Origin of the sequence: Clostridium sp. FP1 (assembly GCF_011065975.2) — a bacterium.
Classification (GTDB): Bacteria; Bacillota; Clostridia; order Clostridiales; family Clostridiaceae; genus Clostridium_AD; species Clostridium_AD tagluense.
On record NZ_JAAMNJ020000001.1, the window covers coordinates 2,130,604 to 2,151,652 of the forward strand.

A 21,049-nucleotide genomic window follows, 5' to 3' on the forward strand; every position below is an offset into this window, starting at 1 on the left:
AAACTCCCAAAAGTAATCAGTCAAACATTAGTTATAACATCTGCTGTGCTTTAAGATATAAATAATTAAATCTATGGTATATTTGAATTTGAAGTAGATACTTTTTCCGAGTACGTTTCACCAATTATACTTTTATCTAACAAAATTAAAACATTAGAAAGCCCTCGACTAATTAGTCGAGGGTTAGTTTATTTAGTATTATTTTATAAATGCTTATTAAGAATATCCATCGCATTAGTAACAGCATCTTTATTAATAGAACTTTTATATTCTTTCATATTTAGTACTTGAACCTCATTATCTTCATCATCACTTGAATTATTATGGTCATTATAATTTGTTTCTAAATTAATATTAGGAGCTATCACATTATCATTAGAATCGATAAGATTACAATTAGCTAAAAGTATACTTAGGTTTTCTTCATCCAAAGACCTTATAAGTCCTTGGTCTTTTAAGTATTTCAACATTACACCTTTCTCACTAAATTTTTTAAATTTTTCTAGTTTATTAGATTGTGTTTTAGTAGCATTATTAACATGCATCAAATCTTTGAGTTTTTCATTTAGCTGCTTATTTTCATTATCTAATTTGCTTATTTTAGCTTCGTATTTAAGTTTTAATGTTTGAAGGTCTAAAACTTGTCTATTAAGGTTTTCATATTTATCGGAGAATCGTCTTAGTACTATTTTCATCATTTTAGGATCATTTTTGTATACCTCTAAAAACCTATCAGGGTTGAACGCTACTAAAGTATTTTCATTTTTTGTTGTTTGATCAAATTCATAGATATTATTTGTTTCATGTATCCTAGATTTGATTTTTTCATTCCTGTTAAAATGGTAGTACTTAATACCTTCAATTCCTAGTGTTTTTTCTGCATATTCAGCGATTTTTGTTGCAGTAGTTTGCCCATAGATTTTATTATTATCAGGATCAAAATAAGAGTCTAATATACTTTTAAGTACTTCATAAGTGAAACGCTGCTTTCTTCCAACTTTTTTTTCGCTCATAACTTAATTGCCACCTTTTACTATTACTATTATTATTAACTATTCAGCTCCATTTATTATATAGTCGCTAATCATCTCTGCTTTATTTAATACCTTGGAGTGTATTTTATTTAAGGATACATTATATTCATTTTTGGAATTTTTTATTGTCTTATAATTTTGTGCCAAATATTTTAGTGTTGATATTTCAGAACTTATTTCATCAGATATTGTCACGAATTCTTTTTTTATCGTTGGTAGGGAATTGTCATATGGAATAAAAAATTTGCATCTTCTATGATTTCCCCTAAGAATTTTACAAGGCATTAAATCTGATTTTTGATATGAGCAATACCCCTCATCTAGCTCCAAGAATTTATATTTCTTATTTATTTTTTTAGCTTTGACCATGTTATATCTTGTATTTCCGTCGCCTTCATTACCTAATATAGACTCGAAAGACATATCCAATATGTCTAACTTAAATGCAGAATTTTTAGCAAAAGCCATTTGTTTCGCAATAGAAATAATGTAGCAATTTGTAAAAAGTTCCACATGGTTGTAATAAGAATAGGATGTTTGTATATTTTTATGGCCTACAATTCTTTGAATGGTAGATGGCTCATAGCCCATATAAACCATGTTCATTATTGCAAAATGTCTTGTATCCATTAAAGAGATATCATTAATACTGTCACCGAATAGTGCATTAGTAGGATCATAATATGTTTTTCCTTTAGGAACGATATCTATTTCAAGTTCAATTAAAAACCTTTTTAATAACTTGTTAAGTTGTGAAGAAGATAAATAATCTAAAGTATATTTGTTAGCGATATATCTATCTTTGTTCCTATTAAATTTATAATAACTTCTAGCAGATAGCAAGAATTGTCTATCTATTACATCCCCCACGCCGTCGGCATAGTAGTTTTCTGAAGAATCATATGTGGACACAATGTTTTTATATTCATTTATCAAATCTTTTATTTCGTTGGTAATAGGATGGGGTGAAAGTTTATAAATAGAATTAAAGTCATGATTATATATTTTATTATGATTTCCTTTGATAGTACTTCTATATACATTTATATACCACTTGTTTTTAATAAGTACCAAGCAATCTTTGGGAATTAAAGTAAACTCTCTACTCCTAAGTGGTAATATACTTGTGATTTTCCACCATAGTATAAGTGGAAAAAATTTTTCCCTTTCAGCACCTTTTGATTTTTCAATAAAATCGTTCATAATATCATTAAATTTGAACATGGTATTAAATGTTGGTAAAGCTCTTTTACTGATTTGATTAGTTACTTTCATAATATCTCTATAGTCCATATAGTCATCCATTAATGCATCCAATACCTCATCATTAAAAGAGAACATTTCATAATACGTAAAAAAGTCCAATACCAAAGGAGCATAGTCCATTAAAGTATTTTTCTTTTTTACATTTGTAGAAAGTTTGTTTTTAGATGTAAATTCAGTTTGTAACATAACAGATTTTAATATATTAACATATTGCCTCAAAGTAGATGTAGAATATGAACTTAATTGGTATAAATAAAAACTTTTAACAGCTAATATAAAATCTACATATTTTAAAGATATTCTTTGTTTTTTAATCATCTTTAAAAACATAGGCTCACTAAAATCAAATAACACACCAAACCAATCAGCGCCTCTTTTAGTCAACCATTTAACATCATAAAATTGAGAGTTTTTATTGATTAAATTATCTTGTTTTAATTTATTGAACATTGTCATGTATTCTTCAATATTATCTGGTGAGAATTCTACAATTGTTGTCGTTGCTATAGGGGTACCATCAATGTATTTCCTAATTGCAATCATAATTAACTCCTTTCAAATTTTAGGCATATTTTATTTTCTTTCTGTAATGAATTTAAATTGTGATGTATACTTGCTACATCAATAAAAATATTAATAGTTTCATTACCTAAAACCTCTTGTGCTTCATAGAGAATGGGCAAATAAGCGCTAAATATTATAGTGCTATACATATAACGTTCATAATTGCTATTGCATATTCCAAGAGACGTAATAGCATCTTGTATGACCTCATTAAGCTCATACAAGAAATACAGTTCACCTATTAACATTGGGCAACCAAAACAACTATCATATTCTGGCATTAAGCAAGTACTTAAAGCTTTATAATCTTTGAGAGTATCTAAGGATTCTTTTTTTAGAGAATCATCTACAGCGCTATTTAATATAGCCTTTAAAAGGCACTTGGTATATTTGTGTTTTGCTGCCGTTTTTCCGAAATTCAATTCTTTGAATATCAATTTTAATTGGGTAGGTTCTGTTATCATTTTAACTAGAAGTTTTGATACAATTTCACGTTGTATAAAAACATTTTTAATAATTAACTCAGATTCAGAAGGGGAGAGCGATAATTGCATCATTAGTTCCGTTTGTGTTGATGAATCCTTTTCCCCAAAAGAGTTGTTACTTAATGATAAAAAATTAAATTTAGTAAAAGCAAAAGTACCCATTTCAAATAATTTGCTTTCTATTGCTTCAATAGTCCCATCTACTTGTCTTGTTTCATATATTGGTGTTGTATTAGAGATACCCTGGATATTTACTACATGCCCTCTCATAATAGATAAAATATGACCACCTAAACCATCTCCATTATCTTCACTATAGTCTATGGTGTAGTCAGTAAAAGATTTATTTGCTCTAAGGTTAGAAAATACTGTATTTCCCATAATATTGACATATTTATCACCGAATAATTTGAAATAGTTTAGATAAACACATTCCACACCTGTAAATAAAACATTAGCATTTACTAATGTTTTTTTATTTGTTATTTTTTTTTCTAGAGCTATTTCCCTATGAGCTTCACAAAGTGCAAGTAGTAAGCCAAGGCCTCTAGACATAAGGAGACTAGGTTCAAACTCCAAAGGCTGCTTATTTTTAGACGATTTTATAAAAAGTGAATCTATTTTTCTTTTTACGCCATCACATATTTTGAGTCCCATTTCAATAGAAAAAATATTAGATGGGTCTTTAATCCATTTCATAAAAGCATGTGCATTATTAAAACCTATAATCTCTAGGTTCGGTAAAGCAATATTGCTTATAGAACTAGCTCTCCAAAATATAACATAATGCAAATACATATACAACCAAACCGTAGCACAAGATCTAGATTTTATAGCTATATCAAGATAAAATTTATCATCTAAATTAGTATATAATAAGCCGAATAAATTGAGAAACTGAATTTTTGTATATGCACTGGTATCTCTTGTTGATTCACGGATATCAGTTTTAGATATAAAAAGTTTTTGTTTATCTTTTATATTATATTTTTTCAACAAATAATTATAGAAATAAATAAACTCAAGCTTAATTTCTTGATAATATTCACTGTTGTATATAATAGACATTATCCTATCAATATCTTCAGCAGAATATTCAATTAAATCTTTACTTATAGTATTGATAATGAGTTCATATGTTTTAGATAAGGTAATAGAAAGATCAGGGGATTTTACTTTATGGAATCTATCATAAATAAAATCATCATTAAAATCGCTTAAAGTTTTTAATATTGATGTTTTATTGTTTGGAATAATAGATATTAAAAGCCTATATTTTTCGTATCTGTTTGTTTCACCCAACAGATTACTTCTAAAATTGACTTTATTTTTGATTTTTTCTACATCACTTAAATATACTAAATCTAAATCACAAAAGGGATGTTTAGATGCAGGAATAATTTGTATTTTTTCGTTTTTAAATATTGTTTTTAATGCACATTTCCCTATGTCTACATCAAACTTCTTTATTAGTTCAGGTATACTTATAGTTTTGTTTTTTAAATCAACTAAGTATTCAATATTTTTTTTGGAATAATAAATTTTGCCATTAATTTTGTATTCAGTTGTGTATTTAGATAGATAGCGACTATAACATGTTAAATCGAGTTGTAAGTGGTAAACTAAAACCATGAGATTTAGGAAAATAAGAACCCGGAATAATTTCCAAATAACCACAAAAACAAACACCTTTTCTGTACAATAGAATTGAAGAGGTGATGAGAATTGAAAAGATTGAAGGGCTGGAAATTGTTTGGTGAAATTAAAGAAATGAAGGAGAGAGGATTTAATAAATCTCAGACATCAAGAAACTTATTGATTGATTTTGAAACGGTATCAAATTATTGGAATATGACACCTGATGAATATGCTAAATTACTGGAAAAGAGAAAAAGTAGAGTTAAAAAGCTAGACCAATATGAGGAAGAAATTATATCGTGGTTGAGGGATTATCCAGATATGAGTACTTCGCAAATATTTGACTGGTTGGAAGAAAAGTATGGAAGTATGGATTGCACTGATAGGAGTGCTAGAAACTTTTTAAGCTGCATAAGGACTGAATATAAGATTCCAAAAATAAAGCATATACGGCAGTATGAAGCGGTTGCTGATCTCCCAATGGGATATCAAGCACAGGTAGATTTTGGACAAATATGGCTTAAGACAGATAAGGGCAATAGAATTAAACTTTACTGTTTCACGATGGTTCTTTCCCATTCTAGATACAAATTTGCATTATGGATGGATAGGCCATTTACAAGCATAGATTTTGTACAAGCTCATGATATGGCTTTTAAACACTTAGGAGGTATGCCTATTGAAATTGTGTATGACCAAGACAGAATTCTAGCGGTGAATGAAAATTATGGTGATATCATATTTACTGAAGAATTTCAAAAATACATAGACATAATGAAATTCAAAGTATACTTATGCAGAGGATTTGATCCAGCTAGTAAGGGCCGAATTGAGGCCGTGGTTAAATTTGTTAAATATAACTTTGCTGAACATAGAATATTTTCTGACATCGCTACATTTAACGAAGAATGCCAATCATGGCTTGAAAGGACAGGAAATGGAAAGATACATGGAACAACAAAAAAGATACCAAGAGAAGTGTTTGCTCTAGAAAAGGAACATCTTCTTCCGATACCTAATGTGGTTAATGAATTAACATCTAATACAAGTTTAACCTATGTTGTAAGGAAAGACAATACTATTTTGTACAAACAAAACAGGTATGGTGTTCCTAAAGGGACCTACTCACCAGGCAAAAGCGTTAAGCTTGAAATAGATAGTGATTTAGTAATAATCACTGATATAGAAACAAAAATATTGATTACAAAACATAAATTAAGCAAAGAAAAAGGCAAGCTGATAAAGATAACTCATCCAGAAAGAGAGAGGGATACAAAGCTTGAAGATATGTATAAAGAGGTTTTAGTTCTACTTGGCAGTGGTGATGATTCAATACAGTTTTTAAATAGCATAAAAGAGCTAAAACCTAGATATATGAGGGATCAACTAAGTGTTATTAAAAAATCTGTTGCAGCTACTTCCGCAGCAATAATAAGGGACTCTTTGGATTACTGTATTAAAAGAAATCTATTTAGCGCTACTCTTTTTAATGACACAATATTATTTATGAAGGATAAACAAACTACCTCTGAACATGTTAAACAGCCTCAAAGTAATCCTATACCTGAAAAGTACAGAAATATTAAGACACAGGTTAGAGATACCAATGAATACAAACAGGCAATGGAGGGATAAAAAATGAGCAAAATAGAGGATTTAAAGCAGCAGGGACAAACACTTAAGCTTTACAATCTATGCGAGTGTGTAGAGGCATTAATAAAGGATGCGGAGCTTAAGGATAGCTCTTACCAAGAGTTTTTGGAAACAGTGCTTGAAGGGGAAATAAAGACTAAAGAAAAGAGGGCACAAGAGATACGTTTAAAGAATGCCTGTTTCCCAACTATAAAGACTTTGGATAATTTTGACTTTGATTTTCAAAAATCAATCTCTAAGAAAAAAATCAATAGACTTCTTGATATGGATTGGATAGATGACATCTTTAATTTGATTTTTTTAGGGCCGCCAGGCGTTGGTAAAACTCACATTTGTCTTGCTCTTGGATACAAAGCTATTGAGATGGGATATAGAGTTACGTACACTACGATGGATCATCTAATGTACGCGCTGAAGACCTCTGATATATCAAGGAAAAGTAAGAGCAAAGTAAATAAAATTCATTCCTCAGAACTCGTAATTATTGACGAAGTCGGGTATCTCCCTATAACACGTGATGAAGCCAATCTGTTTTTTAAACTTGTATCAGAGCTCTACGAGCAAACATCCATAATTATCACATCAAATAAAGGATTTGAAGACTGGAATGAATTATTAGGTGACCCTGCTTTAACCACTGCAATACTAGATAGACTGACTTATAAATGTGAACTTTTCAACATTACTGGCAAGAGTTATAGATTGGAACATAGACAATTATTGATTTAAATGGGAATTATTAACTGGAAATTATTCAAGGAAATTATTTTCCTAAATTTCACGGAAAGTACTTGCCATTTACACGAGTATTTTTAATGTTTCTTTATAAGAAATATACTCACTCTTATCATTTAGATTGGGATGATCTTTATAATATTCATCCTTTATAGATTGCAAGTATTTTACATTAAAGAAAGTTTCTGTACCGAAAGGATGCTCGTTACAGTAAATAAGTTTAATTCCGTGTCTTATTAAGAAATTTTTTACATCAGAATTGTTTTTAACATTTAAAATAGTACGTAACTCTTTTAGTGGAGCTAATTGTTTCTTCCACTCAAGCATTTTTTCTATATCTTCTTTTTTATATAGAACATTTTTATCTTTATTATAATGTGGAATAAAATCTTCTAATTTTATTTTGGTATATAGTCCAAGTAATTTATATGCATAATTTCTAGTGTAATAAATTTCATTATCAATTGTCAATTTGATAATTTTCCCTGATTTAATATCATCATATTTGTCAATTTTCATCTTAATAGATTCTAAGTCTTTTATGTAAAATAATGCCTCACCACCAAAGGGATGGTTACTAGAACAAACAACATCAAAACCATATGACTTTAAAGCTTTTATTCTTGGTCTGTTAGATGTGTACCCTAAAACAGATGATAAATCAGAAATTAGTGCCAATTGATTTTTCCATGTTAATATTAATTCTACATCCTTTTTCTTGAAATATGTGTGTATCGTTCTAGTATAACTAGGAATGTATCTATTTAATGGAGTGGAACTTGTAGGGCTTGTACCTAGTAACTTGCAAGAAAAGCTATTACTATAATAATCATCTAAAGAATCAGAATCCAATAAAGGCTGAGATACTACATTTTCTTTTAATTTAAACACGTTCACTCCTCCTATAAAGTAAGCCCAGTAAGGTTATGATATGAATCTGCAAAACTGTCCTGCAATTTATGAATATACTTGACCTTATGAGCAGAATCCTTTAGATAGGTTAAGGCTGTATTCATATTTAAATCACCTCTGTACATTGCAAGAGTATGAGTAGGTTCTCTTTGTGCAACATATTGAGTAAAAAAGTATCTATTTGAGTGTGGCGTCATTCTGTAGTTTAATAGTAAATCTTTATCTAAAGTAGCTTGGTAATTTCCCTTATTAGCCATATCTAAAATTCTATTCATTAAGCGATGAATTAAATTGTCAAACCTTACAGCATACCTATTTGTTTGCATAGATTTACCATTGTCACCAATAATCATAGCTCCATACTTATTTGTATCATATCCTCGTTGTTTTAAAATAACTAGATGGTCTCTGAATAACTTGTCTAAGTAAGGTAGAAAGGCTTCATAAACCAATTGGATTCTAGGTCGTTTAATCATTCCGGTTCTTACGCCATCATCTCTCAACATTAATTCTTCCTGTAAATCAATGCAGAAACATATAGACCTACCAAAAGGTTGAGTGTTTATAATTCTTTGTCTAGCCATTTGGCATACCTCCCCACGCCTCATACCAGCGAAAGCCTGCAAAGCAATAGGGAATGCTAACATTGGGTCAAATTGTTTTGCTACTTCAATTAAAGTTAAAATTAAAAATTCACTTGGCTTTTTTAACTTTGCTTTTTCTACTTTATCAGGATATTCTACTGTGAAAATACTATCCAAACATTTCTTCTCAATTCTAATATTAGTATTTAAACCCCTGTTAACATAAGTTACCGTCTTAATAACGAACATGTCTTTTCTTATATTTTTTAATTTATACTTAGGTTGATTATTCAACCAGTAATAAAAGGATGTTAAACTATTTTCTGCTTTCATTATCGTATCATTGGATTTAATAATATTCCGACCAATATCTCCATATACGTATAAGTTTAAGAATTCTTTACCAATATCTAAACTTATATCTTCAATAGATTTAAGTTGGTTATCTCTATTAAAGAAAATATAATTTAAATACAAAAGAAGAATAGTACCATAATTATTTTTCTTTGTATTAATGCTCTTATTTAATCTATCTTTATGATAAAAGAAGTCAGTAAATTCAGATGTTACTATTTCTAAAGTTTCTTGATTCTCTAACATTAAAAAATTATACCATTTAACATTTTTGTTTTTTACAAATGTAAGTTCTCTTTGAACATATTTATAACACAATGGATTATTCAAAATTAACTCTTTATCGCTTAACATAGGTAATACCTCCAATGATTTTATTAGTTTTAAAACCTCCTATCGTTTGTCCCTTCACCGAATGTTTATTACCCTTCTGCTACTATGACCTGTGCTGACTTCTTAGATTTCAACTTTACATCACTGTAAAGATTACTATTTCAAAATTCATTTCTATAACATATACCTAAGATCTCTCCAGGTAAGAACGCAATCCTACACTTCATCTATCTGCTAAATTTACACCGCCTGTTTCGAATGGTTTAGGGTTTCGTTTTATATTGCAAATTTACTCATAGACATATGCATTATATGTAATTCCTGTTCGTCAGACCAGAGTTTTGACGCCGACTTCCTTCAGATTCCACGCCACTATGGACACCTTGTCATAAGCTAGGCACTTGGCACTATTAACCCATGCTATGGACTTTCACACTTTGGATTGCGCCCATGCTTGGCGCACAATAATAAAAGTTTATGACGAAATGTTACACACCTTTTGATCCATCTATATTAAACTATTCTTGTTTATCCTCCACCTCAGAGTTTACAAAGTATTTATTTGTTGAATCTATACTTCTGTGACCTGCTATTGCTGCTATTGTCTTTATATCTATACCATTCACAACCATATTATTTATTGCAGTATGTCTGAACATATATGGTGTTACCAGTCTAATATTGCATTGGCTACTATAATTCACTAACAATTTATTAATAGCAATTCTAGTAAGTAAACCCCTTTGTCCATGCAATAACCTACTATCATTGCTCAAAGGACGTACCTTCATGTATTCAATAAAAGCATTTACTACGTCACTGTTTAATGGTATTTCTCTATTCGTATTGCATTTATTTACTCTTAAATCAATATATGAATACTCGTGCTTGCCATTCATAACATTCAAATGTATATCATCTATTTCAATATGTATCAACTCACTAGATCTGATTCCAGTATTTAGAAGTAACTCATATATTAATATGTCACGCTTATTTTCACTAGCGTATATTGTTCTCTTCAATTTATATAAATCTTGTTTTTCTATAATCTTAAACCCTACATCTTCAACACGCTTTTGTTTAACCTCACCGGTATTAATTATAATATTGGATACGTTAGTATTATTAAGGAATTTAGTAAATTGAACTACTGATTTTACTTTCCTATTAATTGTACTGACTGCCCTCTTTTGAGTTATATTCATATATTCCACATATTGATTTATGTCAACCAGTGTAATGCTATCAGTATTAGTACCTATGGTTTCATATAACCACTCTTTAAACTGCTCTATATCTGTTTTATATGCTGCTATGGTATTATCTGATTTACCCAACCTGATTAATTCATTTATAAATTCATCTAAATTATTCATAATAACACCTCTTTCATAAATATTATACAACTGTATACATAACTTGTATACAAAATTATTAGTTATGTATACAGTTATTAGTAAACTATCATTTTGAATATATTTAAAAATCAAGAGAATACGATATGCCTTTAAACGTTTATTATTATCTAAAACTAAAAACTCCCAGAACATCCGAGAGTTTTTAGAACTAATAGAACATTTATTTTTATTGAACCAACTCAAACATTAAAAGGATGTCAACAACGCATTTCACATTAAATTTTAAAATTTTATTGGTCATTTTGGTGTTAGTATAATATTGTAGACACGGAAAGCCGAACACATTAAAATATAAATAAGATAAGGATGTGTTTAATATGGCAAGAGGTCAAAACCAATATACAAAAGAAGTGTTAGCAAGGAAAGAAGGGATTATGTCATATTAGTAAAGCAAATTTACAAAAGAAGTAAGTCTTCCATGTTATCAGCTTACCACGTTCCAATAACCTTATCTTTATATATATCTTTAGGCAACTCCTATGAGCCTGTGTGCTTGATACTACCACCTTTAATAGTATATGGTTTTTCATAACGAGAATTTTTACTAAATCTACCCGACAAAAAAAGAAGAACTATTTTAAACCTTCTTCTTATTCTATAACTTTTCTATAAACTATATCTTTATTCTTAATAGCACTTTAGGTATTTTTCACCATAGAGATTTTTGATCCCTTTTTTATATGTAGTTATTTTTTTATGAGAATTCATTTCGTTTATAATTATATATTATTATTAAAATCACACTCTTTAAATATGTTTATTTCGTTTATACAAAAATATTTAAATTTTATACTGTAAAGACTATATAGACTAGCTTTATATAAATTTATATATGGATATAGAATACGTTTGCTTACAGTAACTCCCCCACTATTTTTCTACAGCAGCTTGGAAGAGGTTTAAGAAAATATAAGGACAAGAAATATGTAAACATTCTAGACTTTATAGGTAATTATAAAAAGGCACATTTGATTCCATTCTTTTTAAGTGGGGATTTAAAAGATATTGAAAGGAAAGCTAAAGGTGGTAAATTACCTATAGAAGAAGAATATCCAGAGGATTGCATAGTAGATTTTGACGTTGAAATAATTGATATATCCAAGAAGATGGTAGAGCAGCAAAAGAACATATTTGATCTAGTAGTAGATGAGTTTAATAGAATAAAAGAAGACTTAAAAACTAGACCAAGTAGGCTTCAAATGTATACTTACATGGATGACGATCTTTATAATGTAATAAGATCCAGAGCAGAGTTAAATATCTTTAATGATTATTTAGGATTTCTAAATAAAATAAATGAACTTTTAGAAGAAGAGAAGTCATTTTTAAACACGAAGGCTTATGGATTCTTAAATAATATTGAAAAAACTTCAATGACCAAGACTTATAAAATGCCATTACTTTTAGCTTTTTATAATAATGGTAAGATAAATTTAAAAATAGATGAAGAATGTATTTTCCAAAGCTTTAGGGATTTTTATACTAAACCTTCTAATGCAGTGGATCTTTTGAGACATGATGCAACTAAAGACTATAAGAGCTTTGATAAAAAGGATTATCTAAGAATTGCAGAAAATCCAATAAAGGCATTTTTAAATTCCGGAGAAGCTTTCTTTTATAGGGATAAATCATATTTTTGTTTAAATGATGATTTAGGTGAACTTAGTGAAAGTGCCGTATTTGTAGCTCAGTTTAAAGATGTTATTGATTATAGGACTAGAAGATTCTATAAAGAAAGACTTGAGAAGTTAGAAAAATAAATATGATGAATTAACCCTCCATAGAGAAATGATATGGAGGGTTTTGTCTATTCGTATACTTTTTCAAGGACTATGCCTTTTTCAAAGCCGCCTCTTTCTTCTTTTTTTGCATTTCTCTTGTTAATTAAATCTTCCTCTGAATATCCAAGAGCATTTGCAAGACCAAATAAAACTTCCATAACATCAGCAAGTTCTTCTAGGTTTTTATCTTCGAGGTATTCGGATACTTCTTCATTTAATTTGCTATCAAGTAAGGGAAAGAGTTCTTCTTTTTTAGCATAGTGAATATCAAAGTTTTTGCCAGTAGCTTTGATGATTTCAGGGATTTTGTCGCGGACTAGTTTTTTGTAGGTTTTCATATGGGGCCTCCTTTGGGTTATAGTATGGGTTTATTATAGCATAGGTGTTGGTAATGTGTTGTTTATAATGTAATAGGGGCAAAGCCATTTTTAGTAGGTAAGAAATTGGAATTATAATACCCACCTATGAATTTACTAGGAAGTTTATTAGAAGCATCTCAAATTATTTATAATGACTTTAGTGATTTATATGATATAGCATTATTTGTATATGAGGATGTTAAAGAAGAAATTATCTAAGCATAAGGGAACTTACTATAACGGATAGGCATTTACTGTTTATCTGTTATATTTTTTATCAATTGCTAAGATTAAAGTGCTTTTGGAAAAGAATTGCTTTAGTGTTTTTTAATTTACAATATGACAGCATTCGCCTAATTTAGCAATGTTAATGTGATAGTATGGGATTATTGGGATTTTTAAAAATAAAAATGTAAAATCTTGAAGTGAGATAGATATGGTTAAGAATAAGAAATGCCACTTGCCACGTGGGTGGCAGCAATGAGAAGAGTGGAAAAATGTAATTGAAATAGAGGAAGAGACTTGGCATAATCGTTCTAACACCTTACGACTTTGGGCTACTCCAGCGAGAAGCGATGTTGAAGATATATTAGATCAGTTCACAAGCTGGATATAAAAACAGCAGTAGAAAGTGGAGAGTTAGTGCCTACTAAATGTATAAGAGTTAAACCAAATGTGGATTTATCTTCTGTTAGAATTGGCGGAATAAAATATAATTCACAAGACTCAGAAAGTAAGCTATCTGTACTTAAAGAGAAATAATCTCTTGGTAGATACTTATATACAATATGTAAAAGAAAAAAAGACTGTAGTTTTTTTGTGCTTTAGTATTTCGTAAAGAGAAAATAGTGGATAAGGGAGTGGTGTGTGGAGAGGTTAAGGGGGTATTATAATAAATTAGGCTGAAAGGGTACTTCTAATTATGTATACAATTGGAAGTTGGGCGAAAATAAAAATTTATACTTATGAATAGACTTAATAATGGTTTGTCGATTCACTAGATAAATGGCGCTACTATACTAGTATAAAAAAATATAAGATGAAATTAATGAGGTGTTAATATGCAATTATCAATAATATATCGTGATAATACTGGAATCAATAATAATATAAATAAGGATATACCTTATTTAGCATTAATTAAGCATATGGCTATAGCTGGACAAGGATATTTACCATTAGTTGCAAATCTAAAACGTTGTAGTGGAATGTTTTTGAATTATTCAAATTACCTACAGTCAGATGCATTTAAGGAGGATCATTTTAGCACACCACAAGGTTATGCTTACGATCCAACAGAAAAAAGTCATTTCTCTAATTTAATTGGGAAAGCTGTAGCAGATTATTTATCTAAACAAATAAGTGGTGGAAAAATAACATTTAATTATGAGGCTGCAATGAAAAAAGGCGGGTTTAAAATTAAAGGTGAAAGACCTGACTTATTGTGTGTGAATAAGAACCAAACGTTCTCTATTGAAGCAAAGGGATATTCAAAAAAAACAGTATCTGAGAATGAAATGAAAGAACATAAATATCAATCTAAAACAGGACCTATAGCAGTGAAGTTTTCGATTGCATCAGTTGCATATAATATTTTCTCAAAGGTAGAAGTGAAGTATTATGATCCTAGTAACGAGAAATATGAGCATAACACTAATCTTATTAAAGAGCTTTCTAAGCAATACTATTCTGGCCTTTTTCAGTATATAAATAAAGATTTATTTGATATTCAGGAAAAAGAAATTAATAATAAGAATTATTATGTAATCAATATAGATTATGGCAGGCAATTAACTTCTTATATGTGCTGTATGTGCGGACCTAAATTATCATTATTACTTGATACCAGAATAAAGAATTTTAAAGAAAATGGGTTTGATGATTTTGACTCAAAACAATATAGTGAAAAAAACATTTATATAGATACTGATGGAGTGGGTATTATGATAGAGGCATAGTTTAACACTGATTTTTTGTTAAGTTATTGATATGAACAAATTAAAATTTATAAGCGGTCGTGGTCATATTAATTGACCCGGGCTAAAATGAAATAAATATGGTTAATTAAACCATGTTATTATCCGGTTAAATAAGAAACAAAAATAAATTAGCTTCTAATTATTAATATAATGGCAAATATTCAATTCTTAAACACGAAGCATACAAATCCAGTTGTGAATTTTGTTCGGATTAACTTTAAAATTAGGAAGAGGGTAAAACATGGGATTGTTAGATTTGATTTTTGGAAAGAAAAGAAACAATAATAAAAACACTTCATTAGCTGTGCTAAATAAAGGTATTGAAAAAAATACAACAGACGGTTTATTTATTCATCAAGATCTTGAAGATTTAATATGGGTAGCAGATGGTATAAGAAAGAACTATACAAGTGATAAAAAACAAGATGTGTATGAGTTTGGAGGCGTTAAAATCACTTTTTCATCAATGCAACAAGATGAACCTAGTTTAATTTATACTAAATTACCCTTGGCACAGCTTGATAATATTACAGATGTAGAACGTCCATCATATTATCCAACCTATTCACAGTTAACACCACAGCAAAAGGGAGTATATTGGAAACTTTTGTTCAATCCATATAATTCTAAGATTGACATAGGATTTGTGTTCATTCTTTACTATGGGTTAGAAAGGCATTTGCTAAATGGTAATTATGAAAAAGCATTTAGGATAATACTGAAACTTCGTGGTATTCATACAAATAAATCATTTCAACAGTACTCAGCTAACGCGTTAATACTAACTTGCTTGTGTAAACAAAGATCTGATTTGGCATTTGAATTTATACAGTCACTTAATAACGCTTACGAATTACAATTTTCCGATAATTTGTTTATACTTTGCAAGTATAATTTAGATATTCCATTAACCTCAAAAGATATAATGAGATTGGCAAAATCGTTTGAGTTTAGTAATACAAACTACATAAAGAACTACCCTGAAATATTTGAAGAAATATTGTTAGAAAATATAAAAAATAAATGTAGATCTGATAGTGTACTTATAAGAAATTTTATTACACAAACTGAAAATAAAAAAGCAAGGAAACAAAGTGTTGCTATTTTTGCAAATATGTCAATTATTGATAAAAGTATAGAAGTTCCTATGTTGATAGAGAACTTTAAATTTAAAAAAGCAATGCATGATTTGATTGAAACAACTCACAATCAAGTAAAAACAAAGATTGCTGAACTGAGAAAAAGTGGGGAATTAGAATCAAAAGAAAAGAAATCTGAAAAAGTTGTTGAGATTTTAAGTTTTGATGAAAAGGCTGAAAGAGGGCTTTTATTAGATTTAGATAAAATAAAAAATGATTTTTTGCATAGACACTTTGCTTTGATTAGTTTACAAGATTTCTATTATGAGTATCGAGATATAGATAACAAATATTTAGAAAAATGCATAGAGTGTTGCTATATAGATATTAATTCGTTGGGACAAATGCAAAGATCACATTATGACAATGAAATAAAACAAATAAAGCAACTTGCGAATATCTATAGCAAAAAGGAAACAGACAAGCAAATTTCAGAGATTACCAAATTTAACGGCAATATTCCTGCTTTCAAGAGATTGGCTATAATATTTGAAAAGAAAAAGGATTTCCAAAAGGCAATTGAAATTTGTGATACTTCAATTAATTATTATAAAAGTTTACAGATGCAGTCAAGTGTGACGGAATTTGAAACAAGAAAAAATAAGTTGCGAAGTAAAGTGAAATGAAAGATGGAATTGTAGGCGATAAATTCACATTATCCATAAAATTGGACATGGTATGTCTAAAATGAGAAGTGTGCGCCTTGTTTCCGAACAATATATATAGAAATATATAATAAAATCGGACTACTAGTGAAAGATAAAAGCAAGTAGAACTCGTCATTTGAATCGGTAGGGGAAGTACCTGCCTGACCCCGTGTGAGGGGTTACAAAATTTCTAATACTCCGACGTGCCCAAACAATATAATGTTTGATGTGCGAAGCTCGGTGAAGTTGTGGAAAATGTTATCTGTGATGATAATAAGTACGCTGGAAGCTAAAAAACAGTCATGCTTAGAATGTCTTAAAGACTGACGAATACCCAAAAGTACGGCTCGTAAATTTTAGGGTTTCAAAATGAGAAGAAACTCGCCCCATGTGGGGTACTGTCGTTGAATTACATATACTTCGGTGGAATTCAACTGAAAACCGTAAAGGTCCAAGGCTTTCAATATAGAAATCACACTGATTGAAAGTGGCAGTTGGGTTAAAGGGTGGAGCTAAAACTGTTATGCAAAGCTAAAGCGATGGGAACAAGGGAACTGCAATAGGATACGTAAGATAGCGTAATGGGTGATATATCAGTCCTAACCAATAGGAAATGATTGGTGAAATTGTAGGGCAGCAGCCTGTAGTAGTGATGAAGCTTCTGTAATGGAGGTAGAGCGAAGGGGCATAGTTTGTACAGTAAAACATGTGACCAGTCTGTTAAGGAAGCCGTAGGCAAAACTGACTAAAACCATAAATACCAAATCCAAAGGAGGCGGTGATTGTGGCACAAAAATTTGACTACCTAAAATCTGAAACAAGATTGCGAAAAATACTAGATGAGTTATATAATACTTCAAAATTGGCGAAATTAGAAGCTAAAAGACCCTCGATTAGAGGGCTAGTTGAAATCATGGCATCAGAAATAACAATAGTTACTGCTATACACAATATTAAATCCAACAAAGGTAGTAAAACACCTGGGATTGATTCGAAGACAATGCAAAAGGATTACTTGGAAAAACCCTATGAATGGGTTATAGAAGATATTCAAAGTGCGTTTATAAGATTCGCTCCACAGAAAATTAGACGTGAGTATATTGATAAACCAGGAAAAGCAGAAAAACGACCATTGGGTATCCCTTCTATAAGAGATAGGATTGTACAAGAGTGTATAAGGATAGTGCTTGAACCAATTCTTGAAGCACAATTTTTTAATCACTCATATGGTTTTAGACCTATGAGAGATGCGCAAATGGCAACGCAACGATTGACTGATTTAGTTCATAAAACAGGATATTATTGGGTAGTAGAAGGGGATATAAGTAAATGTTTTGATAAAATTAATCATGGCATATTACTCAAACGCTTATATCACATGGGTATTAAAGATATACGAAATACGCCAAATCATTAAAGCTATGCTTAAAGCAGGTATTGTGGGTGAATGTGAGGTCAATAAAGATGGAACTCAACAGGGGGGTGTCATTAGTTCGGTACTTGCGAATCTGTTTCTACACTATGTATTTGACGACTTTATGACAAAACAATTCAAAACAATTCCGTGGGCAAGATATGCAGATGATGGTGCGCCACGAAATCGTATTAAGCAACTCGTAAGAGTGGCTTAATATAGCTATACTATACAGATGATGGAGGAGGGCCCTCCGAAATCGCCATGCAGGTAGAGATTTCAAACTACCTTAAGGTGCTGTAATCAAAAGTTATGGTATTGAGCGTTAAGGAAAAGGCAGAGGTAAATCTGTCAAGTGTGTACTAAAGAGATGAATGAGCATGTGAACCACTTACGAAAATGTCGAAAGCGTAGAGATTCCATCAAAACCAGGGGGTTGTCGTTAACTTGGGATGAGCCTAGAGGAAACCTGTTTACTGATTAGGCGGTGGACGGCATACAGGTGGCATGAATTTAGTACAGGCATTTGTATGGAACGTGGGAACCTACGGCTTGATGTTAAGAGAGTATTTCAAGCAGAAGAACTGTGAGAAAAGAGTATCGATGCAAGCATAGGGGCAGATTGAGTCGTAGTAGTGAAGAAACTTCTGCAATGGAAGTGGAGCGAAGGACTTCGAGTTATTCAGTTTCAGAAATAAGTCAACTTTGAAAAGGAGGAGGAACTTATGACAGAAACAAAGCCGTTTAATATTTCTAAAAGAGCTGTAGTTACAGCTTATGAGAAAGTTAAAGCAAACAAAGGAACGTATGGAGTTGATGAACAGTCAATCGAAGATTTTGAAAAGAATTTGAAAAACAATTTATACAAAATTTGGAATAGAATGTCGTCAGGAAGTTACATTCCTAAGCCTGTAAGAGCTGTTGCAATTCCAAAGAAAAGTGGAGGAACTAGATTACTAGGAATACCTACTATTGAAGATAGAATTGCTCAGACGGTAGTTAAACTATATTTTGAACCAGAAGTTGAGCCGATGTTTTATGAGGATTCTTACGGATATAGACCTAATAAATCTCCAATACAAGCACTTGAAATCACAAGGAAAAGGTGTTGGAGAAAAGATTGGGTTCTCGAATTCGATATAAAGGGACTATTCGATAATATCAGACATGACATTCTAATGAAAATGGTAAGGAAACATACAAATGAAGAATGGATTATTCTATATATTCAAAGGTGGTTGACTGCACCATTTCAAATGGAAAATGGAGAATTAGTTCCAAGGAGTTCCGGTACCCCGCAAGGGGGTGTCATTAGTTCGGTACTTGCGAATCTGTTTCTGCACTATGTATTCGATGACTTTATAACAAAAGAATTTAAAACGATTCCTTGGGCAAGATATGCAGATGATGCAGTAACACACTGTGTATCTTTGAAACAGGCAAAATATCTACAAAGAAGATTTCAGGAGAGATTTGAAGAATACGGATTGCAACTAAACCTTGAGAAAACAAAAATTGTATACTGCAAAGATGATGATAGAAAAGGAAATTATCCTAATATATCATTTGATTTTCTAAGATACACATTTAAACCTAGAGGTGCTAAGAATAAATACGGCAAATATTTTACAAGTTTCTTACCAGCGGTAGCCGGTAAGGCAAAGGAATCAATTCGTAAAGAAGTAAGACGGTGGAAATTGCAACTAAAGGTAGATAAAGACTTATGGGATATATCGAAGATGTTTAACAAAAAGATACAGGGGTGGATTAACTATTATACACATTTCTATAAATCTGAAATGTATGCAGTATTAAGATATATCAATAATGCCTTAGTAAAGTGGGTTCGTCGAAAGTATAAGAAGCGAAAACACAGACGGAGGGCAGAGTATTGGTTAGGAAGTATTGCGGAAAGAGATAGTGGAAAATGGGAATATTACCAACAGCTGAATAATGGGGGCCGTATGAGCTGAGGGGTTCACGTACGGTTCTGAGAGAAACTAAGGGGGAAGTGCCCTTGGTTTACTTACTTTGTGGTAATGTGCAATACCCCAAAAGATGCAGAGGATGTCTATGAATTATTAAAACCATATTTAGATAAAAGAGGTCTGGAGTTATCTAAAGAAAAAACAAGAGTGGTAACGATAGATGAAGGTTTTAATTTTCTGGGCCTTAATGTTAGAATGTATCAAACGTGTCAAGGTGAAAAACTGCTGATAAAACCATCAAAGAAGAGTAAGACCTGGATAATAAATAGATACTACAAACCAGATATAGCGGGACAAAGCAAAAACAAATCGATACTGACTGACCCTAAAAAGAATAAGCAACTCACAAAAATGTCATGGATACCAATAGTCAGGCATAGGCTCATTGAATTTAGAGCAACTCCATATGATAGTAGCCTTAAAGGATATTTCAATAGTAGGGATGAAAAGGAATTTAATAGAAACTGTGTTAAAAGCAAACAGAAAATGGCTAAAATACAGAATTATAAATGCCCTATATGCAATAAGAGTATTACAGATTTTACAGAAAGGTTGGAAGTACAAGAAAAGGTGCCAGTGATACACGGCGGAACAAGGAAATATAACAATTTACAATTGGTACATAGATATTGTAACAAACAATATTATAAAATATTTCTGTTAAAAGGTGAACTTCCAACAAAATAGCAAAAACAAAAGGGATACAAAATCATAAGACAACTAAGGCTTGCAGAAATATTATAAAGACAATAGGATAAATGAG

The 21,049-nt window shown here is 30.6% G+C and carries 15 protein-coding genes; 8 read left to right on the plus strand and 7 right to left on the minus strand.

Features of this window, described 5'->3' with window-relative positions; all coding sequences use genetic code 11:
• Positions 1-203 precede the first annotated feature (203 nt).
• Genes G9F70_RS10275 through G9F70_RS10285 form a run of 3 tightly spaced genes read right to left on the minus strand, consistent with a single transcriptional unit; the run spans position 204 to position 4,981 of the window.
• Entirely contained in the window at positions 204-1,013 is an 810-nt protein-coding gene (locus G9F70_RS10275) for a hypothetical protein (protein WP_164947802.1), read from the minus strand.
• Between the two features lie 39 nt (positions 1,014-1,052).
• On the minus strand, positions 1,053-2,843 hold the full coding sequence (locus G9F70_RS10280; protein ID WP_164947801.1) for a tyrosine-type recombinase/integrase: 1,791 nt from the start codon (positions 2,841-2,843) through the stop codon (positions 1,053-1,055).
• A 2-nt stretch (positions 2,844-2,845) separates the two neighbouring features.
• A complete protein-coding gene (locus G9F70_RS10285; protein ID WP_224617504.1) occupies positions 2,846-4,981 on the minus strand; it encodes a hypothetical protein in 2,136 nt (711 codons plus the stop codon).
• A gap of 93 nt (positions 4,982-5,074) precedes the next feature.
• On the opposite strand from G9F70_RS10285, the gene istA reads away from it, so the two are divergent.
• Both istA and istB read left to right on the plus strand, forming a co-directional pair.
• Positions 5,075-6,622, plus strand: coding sequence for an IS21 family transposase (gene istA / locus G9F70_RS10290; RefSeq protein ID WP_224617433.1), 1,548 nt, complete (start codon positions 5,075-5,077; stop codon positions 6,620-6,622).
• A gap of 3 nt (positions 6,623-6,625) precedes the next feature.
• Positions 6,626-7,369 (plus strand): IS21-like element helper ATPase IstB, encoded by a 744-nt coding sequence (gene istB, locus G9F70_RS10295; protein WP_164948088.1) that lies wholly within the window; start codon positions 6,626-6,628, stop codon positions 7,367-7,369.
• 69 nt (positions 7,370-7,438) lie between these two features.
• Here istB and G9F70_RS10300 read toward each other — a convergent pair whose 3' ends face one another.
• The 3 genes from G9F70_RS10300 to G9F70_RS10310 form a co-directional block, all read right to left on the minus strand.
• On the minus strand, positions 7,439-8,266 hold the full coding sequence (locus tag G9F70_RS10300) for a hypothetical protein (RefSeq protein WP_164947124.1): 828 nt from the start codon (positions 8,264-8,266) through the stop codon (positions 7,439-7,441).
• Positions 8,267-8,277: 11 nt separating this feature from the next.
• A complete protein-coding gene (locus tag G9F70_RS10305; protein WP_164947125.1) occupies positions 8,278-9,579 on the minus strand; it encodes a hypothetical protein in 1,302 nt (433 codons plus the stop codon).
• Between the two features lie 497 nt (positions 9,580-10,076).
• Positions 10,077-10,937: a tyrosine-type recombinase/integrase gene (locus tag G9F70_RS10310; RefSeq protein ID WP_164947126.1), complete on the minus strand. Its 861-nt coding sequence runs from the start codon at positions 10,935-10,937 to the stop codon at positions 10,077-10,079.
• Positions 10,938-11,947: 1,010 nt separating this feature from the next.
• Between G9F70_RS10310 and G9F70_RS10315 the strand changes: the two genes are divergently transcribed.
• Positions 11,948-12,739 carry a hypothetical protein gene (locus G9F70_RS10315; RefSeq protein WP_164947127.1) on the plus strand — a complete coding sequence of 264 codons (792 nt, stop codon included), beginning with the start codon at positions 11,948-11,950 and terminating at the stop codon, positions 12,737-12,739.
• A gap of 47 nt (positions 12,740-12,786) precedes the next feature.
• Here G9F70_RS10315 and G9F70_RS10320 read toward each other — a convergent pair whose 3' ends face one another.
• Complete coding sequence (locus G9F70_RS10320) at positions 12,787-13,098, minus strand: nucleoside triphosphate pyrophosphohydrolase (protein ID WP_164947128.1); 312 nt, start codon at positions 13,096-13,098, stop codon at positions 12,787-12,789.
• A gap of 1,082 nt (positions 13,099-14,180) precedes the next feature.
• Between G9F70_RS10320 and G9F70_RS10325 the strand changes: the two genes are divergently transcribed.
• From G9F70_RS10325 to G9F70_RS10345, 5 genes are all read left to right on the plus strand, one after another.
• Positions 14,181-15,077, plus strand: coding sequence for a hypothetical protein (locus tag G9F70_RS10325; protein WP_164947129.1), 897 nt, complete (start codon positions 14,181-14,183; stop codon positions 15,075-15,077).
• Positions 15,078-15,339: 262 nt separating this feature from the next.
• Positions 15,340-16,863 carry a TerB N-terminal domain-containing protein gene (locus tag G9F70_RS10330; RefSeq protein WP_164947130.1) on the plus strand — a complete coding sequence of 508 codons (1,524 nt, stop codon included), beginning with the start codon at positions 15,340-15,342 and terminating at the stop codon, positions 16,861-16,863.
• A gap of 805 nt (positions 16,864-17,668) precedes the next feature.
• Positions 17,669-18,301 (plus strand): reverse transcriptase domain-containing protein, encoded by a 633-nt coding sequence (locus G9F70_RS10335; RefSeq protein ID WP_224617505.1) that lies wholly within the window; start codon positions 17,669-17,671, stop codon positions 18,299-18,301.
• A gap of 722 nt (positions 18,302-19,023) precedes the next feature.
• Positions 19,024-20,271: a group II intron reverse transcriptase/maturase gene (gene ltrA / locus G9F70_RS10340; protein WP_164947131.1), complete on the plus strand. Its 1,248-nt coding sequence runs from the start codon at positions 19,024-19,026 to the stop codon at positions 20,269-20,271.
• 66 nt (positions 20,272-20,337) lie between these two features.
• A complete protein-coding gene (locus G9F70_RS10345; RefSeq protein ID WP_224617506.1) occupies positions 20,338-20,973 on the plus strand; it encodes an HNH endonuclease signature motif containing protein in 636 nt (211 codons plus the stop codon).
• The last annotated feature ends 76 nt before the right edge of the window (positions 20,974-21,049 follow it).